Genomic DNA, 19618 nt, shown 5'->3' on the forward strand with positions numbered 1-19618 from the left:
CAGTCCTGACAGCTGCAGCCGCCCTTCTTCTGGCCGGTCCTCTTGCTGGCTGCGACGTTGCCGCCCGCGCAATAGACGGCGTCGGTTCTGCTCCCAGCAACTCTGCGACTCAGCCGGGTGGCGGCGACATGGGCCGCGCAGCCGCCCAGGCTCTTGTTCAGTTGGAGAGCATCCCAGTTAAGGGCCGCGCCCCGAAGACCGGCTACACCCGCGATGAGTTCGGACCTGCCTGGGCCGATACAGACCGCAACGGGTGCGATACCCGCAATGACATTCTCTCCCGCGATCTGACCGGCGAAACGTTCAAGACAGGCACCCACGACTGCGTCGTCATGACAGGCACGCTCGCGGACAAGTACACCGGCGCCACCATCAACTTCGTCCGCGGCCAGAACACCAGCTCCGACGTTCAGATCGACCACATCGTGCCACTCAGCGACGCCTGGCAAAAAGGTGCACAACAGCTGAGTGCCGATCAGCGCAAACAGCTCGCCAACGACCCACAAAACCTCATGGCGGCCGACGGCCCCACCAACAGCGCCAAAGGCGACAAAGACGCCGCAACGTGGCTACCGCCGAGCAAGGCTTTCCGGTGCGAATATGTTGCACGCCAGACAGCGGTCAAGGGCAAATACACTCTCTGGGTAACCCAGGCAGAGCACGATGCCATGGCCGGCATCTTGAAGGGCTGTCAGTAAGCGCGTCGCAACAATTCCCAAATACTGTGTAACACTTCGTGGCATGAACGATCCCCGAAGCCGGATCCTGCCACTCCTTCGCCAAGGCGAAAAGCTCGTGTGGGTGGGTCAACCCGATCCGCAGGTCCGTTTTACCGGGGCGGACGCCTTTCTGGTGCCATTCAGCATCCTCTGGGGCGGCTTCGCAATCTTCTGGGAGTTCATGGTCGTCACCACCGTCAAGCAGCAGCCCTTCTTCGCGCTGTGGGGCATACCCTTCGTCCTGGTCGGTCTCTATTTCATCTTTGGCAGATTCATCGTCAAGAAGCGGCGGAAGTTACGCACGGTGTACGGACTCTCTGATCGCCGGGCAATCGTCTGCATCGGAGACCGATCCGTTTCAGATTCGCCTGTCAGCGGGGTAGCGACCAAGGTAGATCGGTCCAGAGATGGGCGCCATGTCAGCGTGGCGTTCGGGTCTCAGGGCATGGGTGGAATTTTCGGAATGGGTTTGGGAATGTACCAAAACACCGGGATGGATGTCGTTAGCTTCGGGCTGGGGCAAACGGTGGCCTTCTACGACGTTGCCGACGCCGAGGGCCTGCTCAGTGCTTTGGACCAGGCCGGAGTCGGCTGATATTAGGCGGTGGACCGGAACCACCGCATGGGTCCTGCTCGTCTTCGCTTTGATGGTCCTGATCGGCTGCGGCCTGGCGCGGACAACGTTCTCCGGTCGGGCACCCGAACCGGTTATGCTCGAGGACGCCCGGGGCAGGGGACGAGCCGGAAGATGGCTTTCGTCAGGCATGTGGGGAATTCTTCGGGCCCAGGTCGTGTCGGTGGGAGACTTTGACTATGAGCGTCCAGCAGTGGTGGCCAAATCTTGAGCCCACAACGCAACAATGGTTGATCGATAACAACGGTGATGTCCTTCCGCCCGAGGTCATTGCAAAGATTGTCGAGGCAGGTGGGCCGCCGCCGGGGGACCCATGGTGGGGCAGAAACGGTGAATCCGAAGGCTTCCTGTTCCCCGATGAGGCTATCGATTGGATTGAGGAGACCGCTAACGGCGAGGATCGAACTTGAAGCGCCAGGTCTTCCAATGCGCATACGATGTTGTGGTCATGGCCAGCCTTGCCGAACGCATAGCATGCGAAGGCAACCACCGATAGAAAGACCTCCGTGAAGCAGAGTATTTTCGCCCGCGTTGCCCAGCTGGCCAAGGCCAACCTGAACGCCCTCCTGGACTCCGCGGAAGACCCGCAGAAGATGCTGGACCAGATGGTCCGCGACTACTCGAACAACATCCGTGAAGCCGAGGCCGCGATCGCGCAGACGATCGGCAACCTCCGGATGGCCGAGGACGACCACAACCGGGCTGTCGACGAGTCCACCTCCTGGGGCAACAAGGCGGTCGCAGCGTCCCGGAAGGCCGACGAGTTCCGGACCGCGGGCAACAGCAGTGACGCGGATAGGTTCGATGCCCTCACCCGGCTGGCTCTTCAGCGGCAAATGACCGCCGAGACCACAGTCAAGGCCCAGGCGCCTGGTCTGGCCGCCCAGAACGAGGTCGTCGATAAGCTCAAGAGCGGCCTGGACCAGATGCGCGGCAAGCTCGGGGAACTGACCGCCAAACGCAACGAGCTGGTCAACCGGGCCCGGGTCGCCGCCACGCAGACCCAGGTGAACGACGCCCTCAAGGCCCTGGACACCGGAGACCCAACGTCGGCCATTGGCCGGTACGAGGAGAACATCCGCCGCCAGGAAGCAACCGTCCGCGGCCAGCAGGAACTCGCCGCCTCCTCCCTGGACGCCCAGTTCGCCTCCCTCGAAGACCTCGGGGAGCAGTCCGAAGTGGAAGCCCGCCTCGCCGCACTGAAATCCCATGGACCGGAAAGCCATCGACTACTAGAGGAAAGAACCGGGTTGTTGAAGGTTTGACCAAGGATGGTCGAACCCTTTGCCTGACCTGCATCTCGCCGCTTGGATCGGACTATGAGGATTCAGCCTTACCCGGGGCGCGGCCGGTTATGAACAAGCCGGCAGCTGCCGGGGGGACACCGCGGGGCGGTTGGTCGGCCTGGAGAGAGTGGGCCGGAAGCCACCCTATTCTGCACGCCGTCCTGGTCGGGGTCACCACTGGTTTCCTCTGGCTGGGCGTCAGCCTCATTCTCGGACGCAACGCGGGCTTTGCAGCGGTCAATGGCATCTTCTACGGACTGGCGGTCGCATCAATGACATGGTACGCGCAGAGGCGGTTCCGGAAGACCGACGCCAGACTCGACGAGCGAGGGCAGACGCTCATGTTCCTGCGGTATCCCTATGCGAGGCCCGGTTCCCTAAGCACCATTTGGCAGATGGGCATCGCAGATCCGGGGCCGGGCCGGATCGACTTCCAACCAGCCGTCTACGAAGATCTTGTGCCAACCGGCCGGAGCAAGGCCCTGACCGGGCTTGGCGCCGTTTCAGCTCCGCGGTATGCGGATCCTGACGACAATAAGCATCACGTGCCGCCCGGTTTCCAGGTCGTCAGTGTCGAATCAGACGGCGGAGTCATCGAGATCGCGGCCAGGCCAAAAACGCTCCAGAGGATTCGGAAAGCCGTTGAGGCGCCCTCCATAGGCACCGATTCCTGACCGGTCTGAGGGAACAACTGGGGTGAGCTGATTCGCTGCGGCCTGGCGCTCGTTGCCCGCGGACTTACCTGCCAAATGTCGGATTGGCCGCCAGGAACTGGCCCGACTTCCGGAAGTCACGTCCCACGAAAAAGATGGCGACGATGTAAAGAATGGCGCCACCCGCAGAAAGCCATCGGAGAGGACTTTCGAACATTGCTACCTGCTGGAAGAAGATGTAAAATATCGCCACCGAGTAGACGAGTAGGGTAGCGAGTCCCTTTCTGGCTTGGACGGCTGCGTCATGTTTGACGTTCATGTGGTCCGGGGTCGTGGCCGCCCTGCCGAGGATCTGCCGCGTACAGCCTTCCGTTCGTCGTCGCGGAGGGACAGAGTAACGTCGCTGGTGCCCATGTTGCAGCAGTCTCGAGGACTTTGACGTTGTAGACGAGGCCGCCGATCATAAGGCCGACGCCGGTCAGGAGACAGCCAAAGCCAAATATGTTGGTGATGCTGGCTTCGTCCGGGAAGGACAGCATTCCTAGGCTCGCACCGGTGAGGAAGAGTACCACCGCCCCAATGGGCAAATAGAGGGTGAAGTAATTTCGGACAGCACGGCCCAGACAAAGGTCGGCGACTCCCTCCGCCCGGCGTTCCGCCTTCGCCCACCGGTCCGCCGACCCGGCCAGCAGGTCGTCGAGCCCGCCCATCGATACCTCCCGGTTGGGAACCGCATACTTCTGAGTCCACGCTACGTCTGGGACGCCAGTTGGCAAACTCGTTCTCAATCACGTACTTGATCACTTTGTCGGTGACGAGTCCCGAGACAAGAATTCCTCATCGAATGCTGCTCTTCAATGGAGTCAGTTCTGGTTCACGCCTCAGTCCTTGCTGCTGAAGGCGGCGTCGAAGCTGGTCTGGGAGGCGGGGAAGTCGTATTTTTTGAGGGCTGCGAGGGCTTCGGGGGCGCCGTGGAGGCGGTCCATGCCGGCGTCTTCCCATTCGACGGAGATGGGTCCGTTGTAGCCGATGGCGGCCAGCGCCCGGAAGGACGCTTCCCAGGGGACGTCGCCGCGGCCGGCGGAGACGAAGTCCCAGCCGCGGCGGGGGTCGCCCCAGGCCAGGTGGGAACCGAGGACGGTGTTCCGGCCGGTCTGGCGGATCTTGGTGTCCTTGCAGTCCACGTGGTAGATCCGGTCCTTGAAGTCCCAGATGAAGGACACGGGGTCGATGCCCTGCCACATCATGTGGGAGGGGTCCCAGTTCAGGCCGAACGCTTCGCGGTGGCCGATCGCTTCGAGGGTGCGGACGGTGGTCCAGTAGTCGTAGGCGATCTCACTCGGGTGGACTTCGTGGGCGAAGCGGACGCCGTTGTCGTCGAAGACGTCCAGGATGGGGTTCCAGCGGTCGGCGAAGTCCTGGTAGCCGGCGTCGATGACCTTTTCCGGGACGGGCGGGAACATGGCGACGTACTGCCAGATGGAGGAGCCGGTGAACCCGACGACGGTGTCCACGCCCAGTGCGCGGGCGAGCCGGGCGGTGTGCTTGAGTTCCTCGGCGGCGCGCTGGCGGACGCCTTCGGGGTCCCCGTCGCCCCAGACCTTCGAGCCGACGATGGCTTCGTGGCGGAAGTCGATGGGGTCATCGCAGACGGCCTGGCCCTTGAGGTGGTTGGAGATGGCCCAGACTTTGAGGTTGTACTTGTCCAGGAGTTCGAGCTTGGACTCGACGTAGCCGGGTTCGTCCACGCGCCAGGCGTCCAGGTGGTCTCCGGAGACGGCGATTTCCAGGCCGTCGTAGCCCCAACCGGAAGCCAGCTTGGCGACTTCCTCGAGGGGCAGGTCGGCCCACTGGCCGGTGAACAGGGTAAACGGGCGGGGCATGGTCAGGCTCCTTCAGAAACGAGGGACTTGTCTTCGACAGCGGTAATGGTGCTCTTGTTCCTGGCTGAGGCTTCCACAGCATCGAGGACACGTTGGACCTGCAGTCCGTCTTCAAACGACGGCGACGGCGACTCATCGGCCGCAATTGCGGTGAGGAAGTCTCGGATCTGGTGGGTGAAAGTGTGTTCCCAACCGATGATGTGACCCTGCGGCCACCACGCTTCGAGGTAGGGGTGTTCGGGTTCATTGACCAGGATCCGGCGGAAACCCTGCTCACGAACAGGCACGGTGGCGTCCAGGAAATTCAGCTCGTTCAGCGCTTCCAGGTCAAATGTCAGCGACCCTGAGGTGCCGTAGATTTCGAGCTTGAGGGAGTTTTTCTGGCCGGTCGCGACGCGGGATGCTTCGACGGAGGCGCCCATTTCGCCGGTGAGCCAAAACGTTGCCCAGGCGGCGTCGTCTACAGTGACGTCTTCTAAACCGCCCGGACCGGGACGCTGAGTCACGAACGTTTTCAACACCCCCGATGCCTCGAGGATGGTCTGTCCGGTCAGGTACTGGATTTGGTCGATGGCGTGGGAAGCGATGTCGCCGAGCGCGCCGGAGCCGGCGGTTTCCTTGCGGAGCCGCCAGGTCATGGGCGATTGGTCGTCGGCGAGCCAGTCCTGGAGGTAGGCGGCGCGGACGTGGCGGATGGTGCCTAACCGTCCTTCGGCGATGAGTTCCTTGGCCAGGGCGAGGGCGGGAACGCGGCGGTAGTTGAAGCCGATCATCGATCGAACCCCGCGGGTACGCGCTTCAACGGCTGCGGCCACCATCAGTTCGGCCTCACCCAGGGTGTTGGCCAGCGGCTTCTCCACCAACACGTGTTTGCCGGCGGCCAGTGCGGCGATGGCGATTTCGGCGTGCATCCAACCGGGCGCGCAGATATCAACGATGTGGATATCTTTCCGCTCAATCACGGAACGCCAATCTGTGGCCGACTCGGCCCAACCGTACTTGGCTGCGGCCTCCGCTACCTGGGTGGCGTCCCGGCCCACGAGCACTTTCTGCTCGAAGGCCGGGACATCGAAGAAACTGGCCACGTTCCGCCACGCATTCGAATGGGACTTCCCCATGAAGGCGTAGCCGATGGCAGCAACCCCCAATGGGCTTGCGTGTTGATTTCCTGGTGGTTCTGTCTTCATGAATTTCCTTCCTTTGCAGCATTCGGCTGGCAACGTCGTTCCGTCCCGTACGACCAGCACCGCAGACGGCACCTTCGATCGGCTGCCGACCAACTGTGGCTGGATTCAGACGACAAGGAGGACCGGACAAATCGCCTTAAGAGGGGCCCTGCCGGGATGGCTCCAAGGCATTCCGGGGGTCTTTGCTGAGAGCTGGTTGTTGTTAGCTCGTGGTTGTGAGGATGCGGACCCTCACGGCTGTGATGTGCTTGTCAGAAAGGATCTCAAGGCGTTCGTCCCCGTTGAGGAATCGCCCTTCCTGAAACCCGGCATTGGTCACCACCAGCTCCCTGACTGAATCCAGTTCAACGTCACAGCCGGGCTTGTGGAAGTCCACTTGTGCTCCTTGGCCCACCACTATGAACTCGGTGGGACTGATGGCCAGAACCATTCCAAAGGGACGGGCGTCTCCTGGGGTAGGGCCGTGGGTAGCGGCAACCGTTTCTTCCAGGAGTTCGGGCGCCGGGGGAACACGAACGCCTGCATCCAGAAGCATTCCTTCGAGGAGCTTCCTGGAATTTCGAACCGTTATTGAAGTACCCGCCAGTTCTGTGCTGATGGATTCCTCCTCCGGGTCAAGGGCGAAGCCAAAAATACGGCCTTCGCGCTGGGCATCCACTATCTCTGGAGTAAGGGAAGTGATGATGGAGCAGGCGGCGCTGAACTGGTTGCCTTCCCGGCCTTCTTCCACCCCGAAGACGTTGTAGCCCAGACCACCAAATCCCCCAATGGCCAAGAACGCATCTCCGGCCCGGAAACGTGCTTCGGGGATGAAAAGGGGATTGGAATCGGAGGCGTATTGACGCATGACCTCCTCTGCATTGGGCACGTAGATATCCGGTGCCAGGAAGTCGATGGCCGGCGCCGCGGCACGCCATACCGGGATCATCCGGGCCGTCGGTCCGCCGCTTGGGTACTGGCCGGGCAGGTCCTGTCCCCGTTGAGGGCCGATCCAGGCGTTTGCGTAAGTGGGCAGGGGCAGGACTTCCTTTCCGGCTGCCGCCAAACCTCCCACAAAGGATGCAAATCCCCAGGCCATAAAGGTCTCTTCGGCAACGGGGTTGTCATCTCCGAAGTGGTCCGCCCAGCTTTTGCTGCTGTCCGGGCGCGCGCCAAGGGCCTGCACAAACTCCTGGTCAAAGGATTCCGGAGCTTGAGAAACCGCAGCAATCAAATGCCCAGGGAGCGGTGCATTCCAGACGGCGTCGGCCAGTGCGCTGTGGTCTCTTCCTGCACCCAGCAGTCCAACCTCGTTTTCCACCTGAACCATGATGACTGTATGGTCCGGATCGATCATGGACAGATGCCCTAACAGGGCAGTGTAGGCGGTTCGGTCCGCTTCAAAGAGATTGTCAGAGAAGACGGACAAGCTTGGCCGCGGCATGGATCCGGGATACGAAAAGGGGGTCTTGAACGGTTTGACGCCCCTGTCCGCGCGCGGGAAACGTTCACGGTCAGCGCGAACCCAGCCGGGGGCATAGGTGGAGAAAGCGTTCTTGAACGCCCCGAACCAGATCAGTACCAGACGGGCGCCGGCGGACCGTGCGTCTTCCACCAGCCCGTCGACGATCGAAAAATCGAGTTGTCCTTCAACCGGTTCTGTTTGTTCCCAGGACACAGGAGCGATCACAGTGTTGACCCCCGCCTTTGCCAGTTTCTCCCAGATGGGCGACATATAGCTCCTGTCAGATGCACTGGAATTATGCAGTTCGCCTCCGATGCAGAGAAACGGCTTCTCCTCAACAATCAGCCTGACGTGGCTGCCCGTCCGCTCGAGTCGGGGAAGGTTCTGGTGTGGCATGGGGATCGGTCCTTACTACTTGGTGGGCGGAATACTTGGTGGCTGGGCTACTTGGCTTACTGGTTTCAGGGGGAACTGGGAGTGACCCACAGGCTGAATTCCCGGGAGGTCAGGCCGCTGCCAATCCCCACCCGGAACTCGCCTGGCTCCACGATGTATCCGGCACGGTGATCGTTGATCCAGAATCCCAGATCATCCCAGCCGATGGTCAGCGATACCCGCCGTTCCTCTCCGGCAGGTACGAATACTCGCCTGAAGCCCCGCAACTGCCTGACGGGCCGGGTCATTGTGGCCAGCAGATCGGAAATATACAACTGGACCACTTCGTCGCCATCCTTTGTTCCGGTATTGCGAACGATCGTGGTGAAAGAGATCCTGGATCCAGCTCTCAGCTCGTCCAAGGTGACCGAAAGTGCTTGGTCCGGCGATGATTCCAACTCAAAGGACGTGTAGCTAAGCCCGTATCCGAAACCGAATTGCGGACCCAGCTCCAAGTCCAGGTACTTCGACTTGTAATAGTCATCAGTGTTGTTGGGTCCGGTCAGCCCAACGTCCGGCCGTTTGTCAGCAAGAGAGCCTCCTGTGCGGGCAGGCCTCCCCGTTGACTCATGGTTGTAGTAGATGGGGACTTGACCCACAGCGCGCGGGAAAGACATGGGAAGCTTGCCGCCCGGGTTGACCGTGCCGGTGAGGACATCCGAAATTGCTTTTCCTGCCTCGGTGCCGAGATGCCATGCCACCAGAAGGGCAGGACATTGATCAATCCAATCGCTGACCACCAGTGGGCGGCCGGTCATCAGGACCACGGCAAAGGGGGTGCCCGAGCCGGCAATGGCATGGATCAATTTCTCCTGGTCTCCGGGCAGGTCCAATGAACTCCGCGAGCTCGCCTCCCCGGAAAGGTCACTGGGTTCCCCGACGGCGACGATCACCAGGTCCGCCTCAGCGGCGGCAGCAGCTGCTTCAGCCTGAAGGCCGGGATCGGAGCCAAAGAAGGTGGCGCCGGGCAAGGTGGTCACTACGGACTCCGGCAGGGCTTCTGCCAGCGATTCGGCAATGGATGTGGTGGTGGGGGAGGCGAAGTACTGTACCCAGGCTCCAAGGTGGTCCTTGCTGTCAGCGTAAGGACCCACCACAAGGACTCGTTGCCCCCAGGGCTTCACCGGCAACACCCCGTCGTCGTTCTTCAGCAGGACCGCGCAGCGCGCGGCAGTATCCCTCGCCGCTGAGAGCGAGGCATCATCTGGGTCTGTTGCTGCTGTGGATTCGTCCACATACGGGTTCTCGAACAGGCCCAGCGCTTGCTTCAGCCGGAGTACCCGGAGTACGGCGTCGTCCAAGCGCTCAGAGTCCAGTAGCTCCTCGCGGACAATGGGCTCACCGTCGCTCAGCAAAGAGCCGCCCATTTCAACATCGAGACCTGCTGAAAGTGCCAGGCGCCCGGCGTCGGAAGTGTCGGCCGCGATGCCATGGTCCACAAGCTCGCCCACGCCATCGGCGTCTGCCACCACGATCCCGTCATGTCCCCACTCGTTCTTCAGGACATCGGTGAGCAGCTCCCGGTTGGCGTGCATGGGTACGCCTGAGACTGCGTTGAAGCTTGCCATGACACTGGCGACTCGTGCTGCGACCGCCGCCCTGAAGGGTTCCAGATACACATTGTGGAGCCGCTGGACCGAGATGTCGGTGGTGTTGTAGTCGCGTCCTCCTTCGGCGGCACTGTAGCCAACAAAGTGCTTTGCGCAGGCGGCAATGGATGCGTTGGAGGAAAGATTATCGCCCTGGTAGCCGCGGATCTTGGCCTCCCCGAAGACGGCGTTGAGGTAGGGGTCCTCGCCAAATCCTTCCACTACGCGCCCCCATCGGGGGTCCCGTGACACATCGATCATGGGCGAAAAGGTCCAGTTCACTCCATTGGACCGGGCTTCCTTGGCAGAGAGCCGGGCGTCGGCCCTTGCCACCTCCGGATCGAAGCTGGCCGCTTGTGCCAGAGGAGTGGGAAAGATCGTGAACTGGCCGTGGACCACGTCGAGGCCGATCAGGAGGGGGACGCCGTGCGGGCTTTCTTCGACGGCGATCCGCTGAAGCGCGTTGGTGGCCTGGGCTGAGGCGGGCCAGAACAATGCTCCCGCACCGTTTCGGGCCAGGCTTCCCGCTTCCGCAGAGTCCGGCCTCCAGACGATCTGAAGCTGTGCCAGTTTCTGCGCATAGGTCATGGAGGCCACTATCTGCTCCGGCTGTACTTTAGCTTTCACGGTGAAGATCCTCCTGGGAAGGTTTGTGGACCTGGTGCCTTATGAGGTCCAGTGTGCGCATGATGGCCAGAGAGTCGCCCAAGGGCATCACGGAACTCTGCGGGCTACCGGATTCGAGCAGCGCGTGGAACTCGAGAATTTCGTACCTGAGTCCGCCGCCAACAATGGGCGCCTGAATGATGTGGGACTGCTGAAGTCCCGGCCCCGAGGGGTTGTAGCGTGAAACAGTCAGCTCGTTGGGGCAATGGTGCGGGGCCGGCAGTTCAATGAGGCCTTCGGTTCCCAGTATCCGTGCGTTGTTGGGAAGCACTGTGGACATTGATGAGCTGATGTATCCGGTTGCGCCGTCACCAAAGGAAAGAAGCGCCGTCGTGTCCAGGTCCACCCCGCTTGTGCTGCTGCGGCCGAATGCGGCGACGGCCGGTTCATCGCCCAGAAGCCAGTGCGACAGTTGTACAGGGTAAACGCCCATCTCCAGGAGGCTTCCGCCGCCCAAGGCGGGATCGTACAACTGCGGCCGCGCCCTCGGCCCAGCCTCCGGAATCGGGAAACCGAAGGACGCTTCAACCTTCCGCACCTCTCCAATTGCACCATCGTCCACCAGCCGCTTCAGCTCAACGTAGGCAGGCAGGAACCGGGACCACATGGCCTCCATCAGCACTGTCCCGGCTCGCTTGGCGGTTCGGGCCAGATCGAGGGCCTCGGCGTGGGTGGCGGTAAAGGGCTTTTCCACCAGGACGTGTTTACCCGCCTCCAGGAATTGCCTGGCATGCTCATGATGCAATCCGGCAGGGGTGGAAACGTAAACCGCGTCAATGGTGGGGTCATGGGCAAGATCCTGAAAGGACGAGTGCTGGGTTGGGATGCCGAAATCGGAACAGAACTTGCCTGAGGCCGCCACGGTCCGGGACGCTGCAGCAGCGAGGAAGGCAGAGGGGACTTCGGCAATGGTCTGCGCGAATTCACGGGCAATGGTTCCCGTACCGGCGAGCCCCCATCTCACAGTGGTTTTGCCGCGCACGTTAATCCTTTCCTTGCAGAGCCAGGTCGGCAGAGCCGTCCAGGGCGGCAGAGTCGGCAGAGTCATCTGCAGGGACCGCGGCATCATCGGAAAGGCGGCCATCGGGCAGCAGCAACGCTGCAATGAAACCCAGGGTGTAGACGCCGGCCAGGGCAAGAAAAACGGGAGAAAAGACGTCGTGGTAGATCGCTGCGATCTCGGCTTGCATCGCGGGGTCGGCGGCGTGGACCAAGGCAGGCGTCAGGGTTTGGGAATCGAGCCCGGTTGGCAAGAGCGATGCGACGCCGAACCCCACCACGCCGCCTACTACCGCTGATCCTACGGTGGATCCGATCTGCCCGCTGAGTCCCGCGGTTGCGGTTGCGGCGCCGAGTTCACTGCGTGGTGCAGCACCTTGCACGATCGCAATGGCGAGGCTCATGAACGCTCCCGTGCCGAGGCCCACGAACGCCATGATCAGCGCCGGGACCCACAGCGGCGCGCCCCGCGGGAGCAGGAACATGGCTCCGAGTCCGAGTGCTCCCATCACTGTTCCGACTATGGGAAACGCGCGGTAGCGGCCCGTTCGCGACGCAAGCCAGCCCGTCACGAGATTGCCTACCAACATTCCCAGCACAGTGGCGATGGGAACCAGTCCTGAGATGGTGGCGCTGACTCCATAGGCCATCTGGAAATACGTTGGCAGGTACGCCGTGGCTGAGATAAGCCCCGCACCCATGACTGCTGAGAGTCCCACGCCTGCACTGAAGGTGCGGTTGCGGAACAAGTGAACCGGGATGATGGGGTTCTGTTGACCGCGCTCGACGACGACGAGCCCGCCTAGCGCTGCTACGCCTGCTCCAAGGGCGATCCACGCTGCGGAGTTTCCGGAGCTGAACCACGCAACTGCCAGCACCACCGCCACAAGGACAGCGGTGAGCAGCACCGCTCCAACGACGTCGAACCGTTTCTTGCCCGCCGGTTCGATGTGTGGAACGGCCACGACCGCCAGGAGAAGTGCGGCAAGCCCCACCGGGACGTTGATCCAAAACACCCAGGGCCATCCCCAATGGTCCGTGATCAGGCCCCCGAGGAGCGGCCCGATCAGAATTGCCACCGGGAAGGCTGCGCCGATCAGTGAGAGGTACGCAGGACGTTGCCTTGGCGTGGTGACCTCGGCAACGATCGTCTGCGACATCAGCTGAAGACCCGCGGCGCTCATGCCCTGGAGGACCCGGGCGACGACGAGCTGGGTCATGTCATGCGCGAGGCCACACACGAAGGACGCTGCAGCAAAGCCGATCAGCGCAATGAGGAAGACCATCCGCGGACCGACCCGATCGCCCAGCCCTCCGAGTACCGGGAGCAGGACAGTACTGGCGAGCGTGTATCCCACTACCACCCAGCTCATGTGCTGGAGGGCTCCGAGTTCGCCGGCGACAGTGGCCAAGGACGTCGAAACGATGGTGTGATCGAGGGCTCCAAGAAATGACACCGCCAGGAGCGCTGCCATGAGGAGCCGGAGCCGGGTGGGAGAGATCCGTCCTGTGTTGCTGTTGCTGCGGCTGTGGTTGCGTACTTGGGTCACGGCGTCCCGGCGATCTCGGCCTCCAGGCTGTGCAGAAGCGCATGCTGCCGGCGGACCTGCTCAATGGATCGGTAAGGCAGCCGATCGCCTTCGTATTCACTGGACAGGTAACCGGACCATCCGTTCTCCTTCAGGGTCTGAAGGATCTCGCGCCAAGGAATCTGGCCGTCAACCAGGTCATCGTCGATGTCGAAGAATTTCGCCTGAATGAACGACACGTAGGGGAGAACATCCGCCAGGTCCGACATGGGAACGGCAAGGGGTTTACGCCATCCTTCTTCCTGGGCTTCTTCGCTGAGGCCGTCATGCTTGGCGGTGGTGATCGCCCTTTGGAAGATACCGGTGTCGATGAGCAGGCGGAAGTTCTTCGATCCGGTTCGCTCGATGAACGCGATGTACTCGTCCACCACCGGGTGCTTGATGGGAGTGGGCGCATGGATTTCCGGGCAAATAATGAGGTTCAGTTCGGCCGCGAGATCGAGGTTGCGCTCAATCACTTCCTCCCAGATCGGGTGGGGGCGCAGGTCCATGGACACTACACCGATCTTGGGGCGGATTGAGGTGAATCCAAGACGATGGGCCAGCCGAAGATCGCGGGCCAGCATTACAGCGCCCTCATCTGCGGTGAGGTCGCGGTCACGCCACATGCTCGAGTCGATCCACGACCCGTAATTGGTAGGCTCCAGCTGGTATTTTTCGAGCAGCCCGAACCATTGGTCAATCCACGCGGCGGACGGTTCCGGGTAGTTGGGCACGTGACCTTCGCCCAGGATCTCAATCCCGGTGGCGCCGATGTCAGCTATGTGTGCCATGGCGTCTTCGAGGGTGAGGACGGTGTTGATATCACCGGTGTAGCTGTAGAGGGAGACGCCGTACTTGAGGTTGCTCATGCGAGGACCGTGACCTTTCGCTGGGACGTGAAAATTGACGGTTGGAATTCAGCCGGAATGTAGGGTGCGTGCAGCGCAATATCAACGCGGACATCGTGGACACCTACCGCCAGGCCGCCTGGGAGCGGCACCATGACGGTGGCCACTTCATCGAGCTGCCAGCGGACATCGGTGGACTGGCGCAGTTCCTGGATGCTGAAAGTGCGTCCCTGGAGCGTCCAGCGCGGTACTTCCCGGCTCCATGCCTGACCATCTACGGTGACAGCGACCCCGTCGATGAGGCTTGCCCAGACACCTCGGTAGTTCGGCATGCGCAGGGCTATCTCGAAGCCGACAGTTTCGGTTCCCTCGTGGACGTTGCGAAAGCCCCGGCTTTGGATCAGTTCTCGTTCGAGGACCATGTTTTCCTCACTTCTCTGTGGACGTGGAGTTGATTGATTCGGCGATCTGGCGGGCCCCGGCGACGGCCAGGGCCACCCCGGTCAACGTGGGGTTGCAGGCTGTAGGGGTAGGGATGACACCGTTGCCGGCAACGAACAACCCCCTGACGTCCCACACCTGTCCGGCGGGATCACATACAGCGGTTCCGTCATTGGATGTCCCCATCCGAAGGGTGCCTTGGTAGTGGAGTGAGGCGCCGGCAGGGAAAGTGAGCGGTTGATCGCCCAGTGGCTCGCCCAAGGACCGGGCGGCGGCAACCACCGATTGGCGTGCTGCGGACAGTGTCTGCTCGTCGCGTTCGGTGAAGGTGTAGTGGATATTCATGGCTGGCAACCCGTAGGCGTCCGTGGTGTTTTCGGAGAAGACAACGCGGTCTGAGGCTTGGAGGTCCTTGGCGCAGAACCACCCCAGGCCCACGATCGAACCAGGGATGACATCCCCTGAGATGGGCACCGGTGATGCGTCCAGTTGCATGACCTGCCCATGAAAAGGCTGCTCATCGGTGAAGGGCACCCAGCTGACCCCGCTTTGGGCGGTGATGGTGGTGTCGCTTGATGAGGCAGCGGGAACATCATCCATGGCACCGGTCAACCGGACAGCGTGGACAATCTGAGGCTGGTCGTTTAGGTACCGGCCGAGTGCTTCGGGGCGGATACCGGATGCGAACAGCAGCTGCGGACCGCGGAGGGCATCGGCGGCAACTACGACGTACCTGGCCGCAATTTCATGCTCGTCTCCTGACTTGGCGTCGCGCACCCGCACACCGCTGACCTCGTCTCCGTCGGTCAGTACCCGCACAACCACGCTTTCGTCGAACAGGCGGGCCCGGGGGTTGTTCCGCGTCTCGTCACCGAACACCACGTCAGCTCCAGACCAGATGAAGCGACCGTCGTCAGTGCGGCGGACCGCCAGCGGCATGGGCTGAACACGCCGGTCATGTGCGCGTCCGTCGTCGAGCGCCGCCGACAAACGCGAGCGGACGAGGTCGGCCAGGGGAGCACCAGCCAAGGCCTCTGAGCTGACCGAGAGGAGGCGTTCGGCCTCGCTCAGAAGCTCGTCCATGTTCGGAAGGAACGCAATACGTTCGCTTCCGCCAGGACGCGGGCACGCGCCGGTCCAGTGCGCAGCCATACCGCCAACATTGCTGGAGAATGCAAGGCCCGGCAGTCCGGTCTCGCCGGGCTGCTGCCAACCGTCGTCGAGGAGGAAGGTCCCGGGCCGCACCGGGCGTGCGACGTCGCGTGCGTACTCTGCGAGGTTCCCGCCGCTTGGCACGGCGCTTACTTTTCCCTCGGAACGGCGCTGGGCAACTTCGCGGTCCTGCACGCTTGCGATGTTCTTCACGTGGGATCCGGGGGGATCACTGATGGTCGGTCCGGCCTCGAAGATGGCAATGCTGGCCTGGGGGCTGAGCTCTGAAAGTATCCGGGCATAGGTGGCTCCGGCAGGGCCGCTGCCGATGATTGCGACGTCAACGACAGCTGGATAAGGGCGCGCTGAAGGTACTGCTGTGGTGATCATGCTGTTCTCCGGGAGTCTGTAGAAGGAGGGCTTCACGCCCTGATGGTTTGCTCAGCGGGCAGCTGTGGACAGTGCGGCTTGAGCGTCAAGGAAAAGTCGTCGTTCCCGGCGCCGGTTGGCCTGCCGGGCCGGGTTGGCGATAGGTGAGGCCAGGAGGAGGGCCTTCGTGTATGCATGTTGCGGCTCGGCGATAACCCGCTCCGTGATGCCTGTCTCCACGATTTCTCCCCGCCGCATCACTGCGACGCGCTCGCTGATGTGCCGCACCACATCCAGATCGTGAGTGACAAAAAGGAGCGAAACCCCGGTCTGCTCTTGAATGTCGGAGAAAAGTTGAAGAACCCGTGCCTGGGTGGACAAGTCCAATGCACTGACGGGCTCATCACACACTATGAGCTTGGGATTCCGGCACAACGAACGGGCGATTGCGATGCGTTGCCGTTGGCCACCGGAGAACTCGCGAGGATAGCGGGTGCTGGCGTTGGAGGGCAGGTTCACAACATCCAGAAGCTCCCGGACCCGTCGTTGTGCATCAACCTTGGACGTCCCGGAAACCTGCATCGGCTCGGACAAAATGTCGCTGATGGTCATTGAAGGATTCAGGGAGGTGTAGGGATCTTGAAAAACCACCTGAACGTCGCTGCTGAGTGCCCGGCGTTCCTTCTTGCTGAGCCTGGTGATTGACCTGCCGTCGAAACGGATGTCGCCGCCGGTCACCGGGGCAAGACCCAGCACGGCTCGGCCAATGGTTGACTTACCGGAACCGGACTCACCCACAAGCCCCAGGGTTTCCCCGGGTTTGATATCCAGGCTCACGCCTTGCAACGCCCGGAATGTCCGTTTTCTGCCGAATCCGCCAATCCTGTAATCAACGGTCAGGTCGGTGATCCGCAGGAGGGGTTCTGCTTCCGGCAAGGCGGTCTGGTTGACGGAAGTCATCGTGCACCTTCTGTCTCGGTGGTCATGTCGGCCTCGACAGGGTGGTCGGCCGGCGTTTTCGAGGTCGAATCGAGGGCAGAGTCCAAGAGGAGCCGTGTGTACTCTTCCCGGGGGTTGGTGAACAACTCAGTGACCTCAGCTACTTCCACAATTTCTCCGTTGCGCATCACGGCCACTTGATCGCACAGATCCGCGACGACGCCGAAGTTGTGGGTCACCAGGACCACACCCATGCCGCGTTCCGCCTGAAGGCTGCGAATGAGATCCAGCACGTCGGCCTGAACCGTGACGTCCAGAGCGGTGGTGGGTTCGTCGGCAATGAGCAGTTCCGGATTGCAGGAAACGGCTCCGGCAATGAGTACGCGCTGCGCCATTCCGCCTGAGACCTGATGCGGGTAGGACTTGAAGACCCGCTCCGGATCAGGAATGCCTACGCGGGCGAGGAGTTTGAGGGCTTCCTCTTTTGCGGTCTTTGCCGAGATTCCCAAGTGGTGTCGCATTGGCTCCGTGAGTTGGGACCCGATGCGGAAGGCGGGATCGAGGTTACTCATGGGCTCCTGGGGGATATAACCGATCCGGGCGCCTCGTAGTCCATTTCGCTCTTTGGGAGTCATCCCGAGCAGATCCACTCCGGCGAAACTCAAGGTTCCCGCAGTCATGTGGGCTTGCCCGGGCAAGAGTCCCAGGACCGAGAAGGCGGTCTGTGACTTACCCGAGCCTGATTCTCCCACCAGGCCAACGATCTGGCCGCGCTCCACCCTCAAGGAAATGCCTTTGACGACGTCGGACTTCTCACCGTTGGGGCGGGGGTAGGAAACCCGGAGATCGTCGATGACCAGAAGTGCGTCTCCTGGATCCACAGGCGCCTTCTTCATAGGCCGTGCAGGTTCAGGAGTTGAACTGGCGTGCTCGGCAGCTTTTACTTTCCTGGCGGGGCCGGCAGATGATCCGTAGTTCGCCAGGGCGTCGCGGAAGCCGTTTCCCACCAAGGTGCAGGCCATGACCGTCAACACCAGTGCAGCGCTTGGCCAGATGAGCAGCCCGGGCGCGTTGAAGATGTTTTGCGATGCGTCATTGAGCATCAGGCCCCAGCTGGCTTTGTCGGAAGAACCAAGACCGAGGAAGGCGATGCCTGCCTCGATTCCAATGCCGGCACCTGCCAGCAGTGCGGCTTGAATGATGGTGGGCGTGATGACTACAGGAAGGATGTGGCGGACCATGATGCGGATATCGCTCAAGCCGGAGACCCGGGCTGCGTCCACGTACAACTCTTCCCGCACCGCCCGGACCGAGCCGCGGATGAGCAGGAACACCGAGGGGGCGATCAATATGCCGAAGACCACCAGTGCAAGTGAGGTGCTGCGTCCTACACGGGCCAAAACCACAAGGAGCACAACTATTGCCGGCAGTGACAGCAGGGCGCCGCTGATCCACATGCTGACGCCGTCGATCCAGCCCTGGCGGTAACCCGCCAGGAGCCCGGTCGGTACTCCAATCAGCAGGCTCACCGCAATGACAATCGCGGCACTGGAAAGGCTGGTTTGGGCGCCGTAGACGAGGTTCGCCAGCACGTCGCGGCCCACTCCATCTGCGCCCAGCGGATGTTCAGCCGTGAAAGGCGGTGCGAGGACATCGGCGAGGCGGGTGGCAGTGGGGTCGTAAGAGGAGATCAAGGGTGCGAGGACCGCCACCACAACGAGCAACGCGAGGAACACGAGCGAGATCACTGCCGCCGGTTCACGAAGGAACTTCTTGATCAGTTTGTCGCCTTGGGGTGCGGAGCTAACCACTTCAAGCGACTTGCGGGTGCCGGTGACAAGGTTATCGGTCATGAGACACGAACTTTCGGATTGATCCAGCCTTGCGCCAGATCGACGAGGAGATTCACGACGACGACGAGCACCACCGTGACAAGGACGATTCCGAGCACCACGGGCAGGTCGCCACGGCCGGCTGAGGTATTGGCCTGGGTGCCGATTCCGGGGATATTGAAGACTTTCTCAACGATCACTGAGCTGGAGATGGCCACGATGAACATCAGGGATACCGTTGTGAGGCTTGGTCCGGCGGCGCTGCGCAAGGCATGCTTCACCACGACGCTTCGCTCGGGGAGGCCACGGCTGCGCAGTGTTCGAACAAAGTCCTGCTGCATCACATCGATCATGGACCCCCGGACCTGCAAAGCGATGGAGGCCAGGGAGCCTAATGCCAACGCAATGACCGGGAGTGAGATGGATGCGAGCCACTTGCCGGGAGAAGCCGCGAAAGCAGTGAATCCGGTAGCCGGAAACATGCGCAGTTGGACTGCGAAAACCAAAGCCAGGACCAGGGCTACCAGGAAGCCGGGAATTGCCTGGACCAGGGTGGATACCACCTGCAGGCCGCGGTCGAGTCGTCCTCGCCGCAAGGCAGCTGTCACACCGATCAAGGTTCCAAAACAGGCAGCGAGGATCAGTGATCCGATCACCATGGAAAGGGTGGGCGGAAGGGTTTGGGAGAGTAGTTCTCCTACTGGCTGGTTGGTGAACCAGGACCGGCCCAAATCTCCACGAACGGCTGATCCGAGCCACTGGAAGTATTGGGTGATCAACGGTTCATCAAGGCCCAGTTGTTGGCGCTTGGTTTCCACCTGTTCGGCTGAGGCTACGGGACCCAGAACCTGACGGACGGGGTCTTGCCCCGTGAGGTTCAGGAGGAAGAACGTCGCAGTGGAGATAACGAACATGAGCACCAGTCCTGAGGCCAGGCGGCGAAGGATAAACATCAACATGGCAGCTCCTTG

At 61.8% G+C, this 19618-nt stretch carries 18 protein-coding genes; 5 read left to right on the forward strand and 13 right to left on the reverse strand.

Annotated elements, in window-relative coordinates; all coding sequences use genetic code 11:
• The first annotated feature begins 128 nt into the window (after positions 1-128).
• The 5 genes from BLT71_RS09990 to BLT71_RS10010 all read left to right on the forward strand — a co-directional run bounded on the left by BLT71_RS09990 (position 129) and on the right by BLT71_RS10010 (position 3313).
• The gene (locus BLT71_RS09990) at positions 129-698 is read left to right on the forward strand and encodes an HNH endonuclease family protein (protein ID WP_231994500.1); all 570 of its coding nucleotides are present in this window, start codon (positions 129-131) and stop codon (positions 696-698) included.
• A gap of 43 nt (positions 699-741) precedes the next feature.
• The gene (locus BLT71_RS09995; protein WP_157693447.1) at positions 742-1314 is read left to right on the forward strand and encodes a hypothetical protein; all 573 of its coding nucleotides are present in this window, start codon (positions 742-744) and stop codon (positions 1312-1314) included.
• Positions 1315-1532: 218 nt separating this feature from the next.
• The gene (locus BLT71_RS10000) at positions 1533-1763 is read left to right on the forward strand and encodes a hypothetical protein (RefSeq protein WP_091719680.1); all 231 of its coding nucleotides are present in this window, start codon (positions 1533-1535) and stop codon (positions 1761-1763) included.
• A 96-nt stretch (positions 1764-1859) separates the two neighbouring features.
• Positions 1860-2618 (forward strand): PspA/IM30 family protein, encoded by a 759-nt coding sequence (locus BLT71_RS10005; RefSeq protein ID WP_091719682.1) that lies wholly within the window; start codon positions 1860-1862, stop codon positions 2616-2618.
• An 89-nt stretch (positions 2619-2707) separates the two neighbouring features.
• Positions 2708-3313, forward strand: a complete 606-nt coding sequence (locus tag BLT71_RS10010; RefSeq protein ID WP_091719684.1) for a hypothetical protein — start codon at positions 2708-2710, stop codon at positions 3311-3313.
• A gap of 281 nt (positions 3314-3594) precedes the next feature.
• On the opposite strand, the gene BLT71_RS10015 is transcribed toward BLT71_RS10010, so the two are convergent.
• The 13 genes from BLT71_RS10015 to BLT71_RS10070 all read right to left on the reverse strand — a co-directional run bounded on the left by BLT71_RS10015 (position 3595) and on the right by BLT71_RS10070 (position 19606).
• Positions 3595-4002: a hypothetical protein gene (locus tag BLT71_RS10015; RefSeq protein WP_091719686.1), complete on the reverse strand. Its 408-nt coding sequence runs from the start codon at positions 4000-4002 to the stop codon at positions 3595-3597.
• Between the two features lie 171 nt (positions 4003-4173).
• Positions 4174-5175, reverse strand: a complete 1002-nt coding sequence (locus BLT71_RS10020) for a sugar phosphate isomerase/epimerase family protein (protein WP_091719688.1) — start codon at positions 5173-5175, stop codon at positions 4174-4176.
• 2 nt (positions 5176-5177) lie between these two features.
• Positions 5178-6362, reverse strand: a complete 1185-nt coding sequence (locus BLT71_RS10025) for a Gfo/Idh/MocA family protein (protein WP_091719690.1) — start codon at positions 6360-6362, stop codon at positions 5178-5180.
• A gap of 202 nt (positions 6363-6564) precedes the next feature.
• Positions 6565-8202 carry a DUF5597 domain-containing protein gene (locus tag BLT71_RS10030; protein ID WP_157693448.1) on the reverse strand — a complete coding sequence of 546 codons (1638 nt, stop codon included), beginning with the start codon at positions 8200-8202 and terminating at the stop codon, positions 6565-6567.
• A 65-nt stretch (positions 8203-8267) separates the two neighbouring features.
• Entirely contained in the window at positions 8268-10457 is a 2190-nt protein-coding gene (locus BLT71_RS10035) for a glycoside hydrolase family 3 N-terminal domain-containing protein (RefSeq protein ID WP_231994502.1), read from the reverse strand.
• Positions 10447-11478, reverse strand: a complete 1032-nt coding sequence (locus BLT71_RS10040) for a Gfo/Idh/MocA family protein (RefSeq protein ID WP_172829946.1) — start codon at positions 11476-11478, stop codon at positions 10447-10449. Before BLT71_RS10040 ends, BLT71_RS10035 begins: the two co-directional genes overlap by 11 nt.
• A 1-nt stretch (position 11479) precedes the next feature.
• Positions 11480-13045 carry an MDR family MFS transporter gene (locus BLT71_RS10045; protein WP_314213338.1) on the reverse strand — a complete coding sequence of 522 codons (1566 nt, stop codon included), beginning with the start codon at positions 13043-13045 and terminating at the stop codon, positions 11480-11482.
• Positions 13042-13935, reverse strand: coding sequence for a sugar phosphate isomerase/epimerase family protein (locus BLT71_RS10050; protein WP_231994244.1), 894 nt, complete (start codon positions 13933-13935; stop codon positions 13042-13044). The genes BLT71_RS10045 and BLT71_RS10050 overlap by 4 nt, the downstream gene beginning before the upstream one ends.
• Positions 13932-14336 carry a C-glycoside deglycosidase beta subunit domain-containing protein gene (locus BLT71_RS20780; protein WP_056078670.1) on the reverse strand — a complete coding sequence of 135 codons (405 nt, stop codon included), beginning with the start codon at positions 14334-14336 and terminating at the stop codon, positions 13932-13934. Before BLT71_RS20780 ends, BLT71_RS10050 begins: the two co-directional genes overlap by 4 nt.
• A 7-nt stretch (positions 14337-14343) precedes the next feature.
• Complete coding sequence (locus tag BLT71_RS10055) at positions 14344-15897, reverse strand: GMC oxidoreductase (RefSeq protein ID WP_091719696.1); 1554 nt, start codon at positions 15895-15897, stop codon at positions 14344-14346.
• 51 nt (positions 15898-15948) lie between these two features.
• The gene (locus tag BLT71_RS10060) at positions 15949-16836 is read right to left on the reverse strand and encodes an ATP-binding cassette domain-containing protein (RefSeq protein WP_091719698.1); all 888 of its coding nucleotides are present in this window, start codon (positions 16834-16836) and stop codon (positions 15949-15951) included.
• Positions 16833-18668, reverse strand: a complete 1836-nt coding sequence (locus tag BLT71_RS10065) for a dipeptide/oligopeptide/nickel ABC transporter permease/ATP-binding protein (protein ID WP_056078679.1) — start codon at positions 18666-18668, stop codon at positions 16833-16835. The genes BLT71_RS10060 and BLT71_RS10065 overlap by 4 nt, the downstream gene beginning before the upstream one ends.
• Positions 18665-19606: an ABC transporter permease gene (locus tag BLT71_RS10070; RefSeq protein WP_056078680.1), complete on the reverse strand. Its 942-nt coding sequence runs from the start codon at positions 19604-19606 to the stop codon at positions 18665-18667. The genes BLT71_RS10065 and BLT71_RS10070 overlap by 4 nt, the downstream gene beginning before the upstream one ends.
• Positions 19607-19618 lie beyond the last annotated feature (12 nt).

The organism is Pseudarthrobacter equi, assembly GCF_900105535.1.
Classification (GTDB): Bacteria; Actinomycetota; Actinomycetes; order Actinomycetales; family Micrococcaceae; genus Arthrobacter; species Arthrobacter equi.

Excerpts from the sequence above, each read along its gene's own strand:
- BLT71_RS10030 (WP_157693448.1), bottom strand. The coding sequence starts at position 8,202 with ATGCCACACCAGAACCTTCCCCGACTCGAGCGGACGGGCAGCCACGTC.
- BLT71_RS09990 (WP_231994500.1), top strand. The coding sequence starts at position 129 with ATGGGCCGCGCAGCCGCCCAGGCTCTTGTTCAGTTGGAGAGCATCCCA.
- BLT71_RS10015 (WP_091719686.1), bottom strand. The coding sequence starts at position 4,002 with ATGGGCGGGCTCGACGACCTGCTGGCCGGGTCGGCGGACCGGTGGGCG.
- BLT71_RS09995 (WP_157693447.1), top strand. The coding sequence starts at position 742 with ATGAACGATCCCCGAAGCCGGATCCTGCCACTCCTTCGCCAAGGCGAA.
- BLT71_RS10050 (WP_231994244.1), bottom strand. The coding sequence starts at position 13,935 with ATGAGCAACCTCAAGTACGGCGTCTCCCTCTACAGCTACACCGGTGAT.
- BLT71_RS10060 (WP_091719698.1), bottom strand. The coding sequence starts at position 16,836 with ATGACTTCCGTCAACCAGACCGCCTTGCCGGAAGCAGAACCCCTCCTG.
- BLT71_RS20780 (WP_056078670.1), bottom strand. The coding sequence starts at position 14,336 with ATGGTCCTCGAACGAGAACTGATCCAAAGCCGGGGCTTTCGCAACGTC.
- BLT71_RS10025 (WP_091719690.1), bottom strand. The coding sequence starts at position 6,362 with ATGAAGACAGAACCACCAGGAAATCAACACGCAAGCCCATTGGGGGTT.
- BLT71_RS10020 (WP_091719688.1), bottom strand. The coding sequence starts at position 5,175 with ATGCCCCGCCCGTTTACCCTGTTCACCGGCCAGTGGGCCGACCTGCCC.
- BLT71_RS10065 (WP_056078679.1), bottom strand. The coding sequence starts at position 18,668 with ATGACCGATAACCTTGTCACCGGCACCCGCAAGTCGCTTGAAGTGGTT.
- BLT71_RS10055 (WP_091719696.1), bottom strand. The coding sequence starts at position 15,897 with ATGATCACCACAGCAGTACCTTCAGCGCGCCCTTATCCAGCTGTCGTT.
- BLT71_RS10070 (WP_056078680.1), bottom strand. The coding sequence starts at position 19,606 with ATGTTGATGTTTATCCTTCGCCGCCTGGCCTCAGGACTGGTGCTCATG.
- BLT71_RS10010 (WP_091719684.1), top strand. The coding sequence starts at position 2,708 with ATGAACAAGCCGGCAGCTGCCGGGGGGACACCGCGGGGCGGTTGGTCG.
- BLT71_RS10000 (WP_091719680.1), top strand. The coding sequence starts at position 1,533 with ATGAGCGTCCAGCAGTGGTGGCCAAATCTTGAGCCCACAACGCAACAA.